The sequence below is a fragment of the Humidesulfovibrio sp. genome (genome assembly GCF_035560995.1).
Lineage (GTDB): Bacteria > Desulfobacterota > Desulfovibrionia > Desulfovibrionales > Desulfovibrionaceae > Humidesulfovibrio.
Genome location: NZ_DATMYK010000167.1, coordinates 1 through 2881 on the forward strand (window position 1 = coordinate 1; position 2881 = coordinate 2881).

Annotated in this window: 3 protein-coding genes; all 3 read right to left on the minus strand. The window is 69.1% G+C overall.

The window, feature by feature from the left end:
* Nucleotides 1-142: 142 nt before the first annotated feature.
* The gene (locus VN419_RS06535; RefSeq protein WP_325645698.1) at nt 143-667 is read right to left on the minus strand and encodes a 4Fe-4S dicluster domain-containing protein; all 525 of its coding nucleotides are present in this window, start codon (nt 665-667) and stop codon (nt 143-145) included.
* A gap of 24 nt (nt 668-691) precedes the next feature.
* Nucleotides 692-1825, minus strand: a complete 1134-nt coding sequence (locus VN419_RS06540; RefSeq protein ID WP_325645700.1) for an FAD-dependent oxidoreductase — start codon at nt 1823-1825, stop codon at nt 692-694.
* Nucleotides 1826-1897: 72 nt separating this feature from the next.
* Nucleotides 1898-2881: SH3 domain-containing protein (locus VN419_RS06545; RefSeq protein WP_325645702.1), on the minus strand; the 984-nt coding region annotated here is incomplete at its 5' end.

Sequence of the window (2881 nt, forward strand, 5' to 3'; positions counted from 1 at the left end):
CTGCGCCTTCCGGCCGTTCAAAGCGGCGAGGGGCGTTTCTAGGTGAACCAGCAACAAGAGTCAACCGCTTTCTGCCACTTCACGGGATGTTTCTGAAAAACAACATGATTACAGTATGTTGACAGCACCGAAAAGTGCCTGCTCAAGGCCTGTCTTTGCGCACAATCGGGGTGAGCACCGGGCGCACGTGGTCCATGACCTTCTTGTGCGCGGCCTCATACTCCGGCGTGGCCAGTTCCTGGGCCTCCTGGCGGGTGACGAAATGCATGGCTCCGCAAGGGCACAACTCCACGCAGGCCGGCGGCATGCCCATGGCCCGCCGGCGCTGGCACAGGTCGCACTTGGCCACCGCGTCGTCCAGTCCCGTGCAAAAGATGCCGCCAAAGGGGCAGGCCAGGATGCAGTTCTTGGTCTCGCACCCGGCGCAGAGCACCGGATTCAGCAGCACTGTGCCGTCCTCGGACTTGATGAGCGCCCCGCGCGTGCAACCTTTGACGCAGGCCGCGGACTCGCAATGTCGGCAATACACCGGGGCCATGATGCCCCCTACGGTGCGCGTCATGTTGATGCGCGGCTGGCCGTGGATGAAGCGGCAGGCGGATTCGCAGGTCTCGCAGCCGATGCAACGCGAGTAGTCGATGAACAGGATCTTCTCGTCTGTGCTCATGTGCTCTCTCCCCTGGCCGCCGGGCTAGCGCAGGTCTTCCTTCTTGATGGGCGCGTCCTCGCGGTAGTCCAGCTCGCGGCTCATGGCCTTGAGCGTCAGCCAACGCGACAGGGACTGGGCCGCGCGCAGGCCGGAATACACGGCCTTGCCGATCTTGCTCGGGCCGGTGAGCGCGTCTCCCGCCACGAACACGCCGTCCATGCGCGTCATCTGCAACCAGTGGATCTCGTTCTTGCGCACGGAGTCCAGCCCCAGGCGCTCGGCAAAGGGCGGCGCGGCCGTCTCGCCGATGGCCGCGACGACGATGTCCGCCGGGAGCACCACCTTGGCGCAGGAATCGGGCACTGCGCTGCGGCGTCCGTCCTCGTCCGGCTCGCCCAGGTGGCACTGGATGCACTCGATGCCGCCGACCCGGCCCTTGGCCGCGCCCTCGCCCTCCACGATGCGCAGGGGGGTGACGAGCTCCAGCCACTGCCCGCCCGCAGCCTCGAACTGCTCGATCTCGTGGCTGCCGCACGGGGCCTCCCGCCGCGTGCGCCGGTACACCAGGCTCACGCGGGCAGCCCCCTGGCCCAGGGCGCCGTGAGCCACATCGATGGCCGAGAAACCCGCGCCCACCACCACCACGTTCTTGCCCGCCACGTCGATGTCGCTCATGGCGTCCTTTCTGTACTGCGCCGCACGGATGGGAAAGAGGAAGGCCAGGCCGGAGTAGACGCCTTTCAGGTCCTCGCCGGGCACGTTCAGCTTGCGCGGCTTCCAGGAGCCGGTGCAGAGCATCACCGCGTCGTGTTCGCGCACCAGCTCGTCCAGGTCCATGCAGTTGGTGGAAAGCTCGTCGCCGGTGTCGTCCGCCTGCCTGCGGTCGCAGATTTTGGTGCCGGGATGGAAGCGCACGCCGTAGCGGCTGCTCAGGGTGTCCACTCCGCAGGCGATGCGCTCCGCCGGGATGCGCTCCGCCGGGATGCCGAAGACCATGAGCCCGCCGGGCTTGGGCAGCTTGTCGTACACGTCCACCCGGTAGCCCAGGCAGGCCAGGAACCCGGCGGCGGCCAGACCGGAAGGGCCCGCGCCGATGACGGCCACGGCGCGCCCGTTGCTGCGCGCGGGACCGGGCCCGGCAAAGGCGAAGTTCATGGGCGTGGCGCTGATGGGCATGGAAGCCTCCCTCTCCTATTATATAAGGCGAAGCGGTTCAGTCGGAATTGGAACAGGGGCCGGGCCGACGCCTTACGGGCGCGGAGCCACCAGGGTCATGCCGTCGAAGGTGGGCAAAAGGAGGCCCGCGCGCTGCACGTCCGGCAGCTCGGCCCCGGGCGTCAGGGTGGTGATGGCCACGCGGCCCACCACGAAACGGCCCTCGGCCCCCTGCTCGCTCTTGGTGCGCAGGCCCCAGATGTCGTGCAGGATGATGGCCCGCCCGTCCTTCTGGCCCAGGTAGAGCATGATGTGCCCCGGCTTGTGGAGCAGCGTCAACAGGGGCGCGCCCTTTTCCAGGAGCAGGGCCTCCTTGGCCTCCGGCGCGAGGCCGTTGAACGGAATCCACTCGCCCTGGCGCGCCTGCTGGCGCGAGTTGCGCGGCAGGAACACGCCAAAGGGCGCGTACAGATCAAGCAGCAGGGCCGAGCAGTCGCGGTTGTCCAGATAGCCGCCCCAGCCGTAGGGCTGGCCCATGAGCTGATTGGCCAAGCGGGCGTAGTTGCGCGGGGTCAGCGGCAGAGGCATGGCCGCGGCCTCGCCCGGCTTCAGGCGCACGGCCAGGCTGGCCGCCCGGCCCGAGGCCTCCCGCGCCGGGGCCAAGAGGGTCATGCCGCCCAGGCCGTCGGGTCCGGCAGGGGCCTCGCCGTTCGGGCCGCTGTTCAGGCCGTAATCCAGCAGGGGCAGCAGCGTGCCGATGCGCCCGGGGAAAAGAAAAGCCGTCGGCGCGGCCTCGTCCGCGAAGCTGGCCGCAACCGCCGCGCCCTCCCGGGTGATGGCGGCAAGGGGCAGGCCCTCCCACTGGGCCATGAAGGCCTGGTCCACAAAGGCGATGTCGCGCGCGGGCACCCAGCCCGCGGCCACGCGGCCCTCCACCAGCACCCAGGCGCCGTCGGCGCTCAGGTGCGTGGCCAGCACGGGCATGCCCGCCAGCAGGCCGGAGTTCTGCCAGTAGTCGAAGGGGTAGCCCTCGCCCGGCAGGCCGGGCTTGAGGAAACCGGGCCTGTTGGTGGGCAG

What these genes read in the sequence shown, in the direction of transcription:
- VN419_RS06535 (WP_325645698.1), bottom strand. Translation starts at nt 667, where the DNA reads ATGAGCACAGACGAGAAGATCCTGTTCATCGACTACTCGCGTTGCATC.
- VN419_RS06540 (WP_325645700.1), bottom strand. Translation starts at nt 1,825, where the DNA reads ATGCCCATCAGCGCCACGCCCATGAACTTCGCCTTTGCCGGGCCCGGT.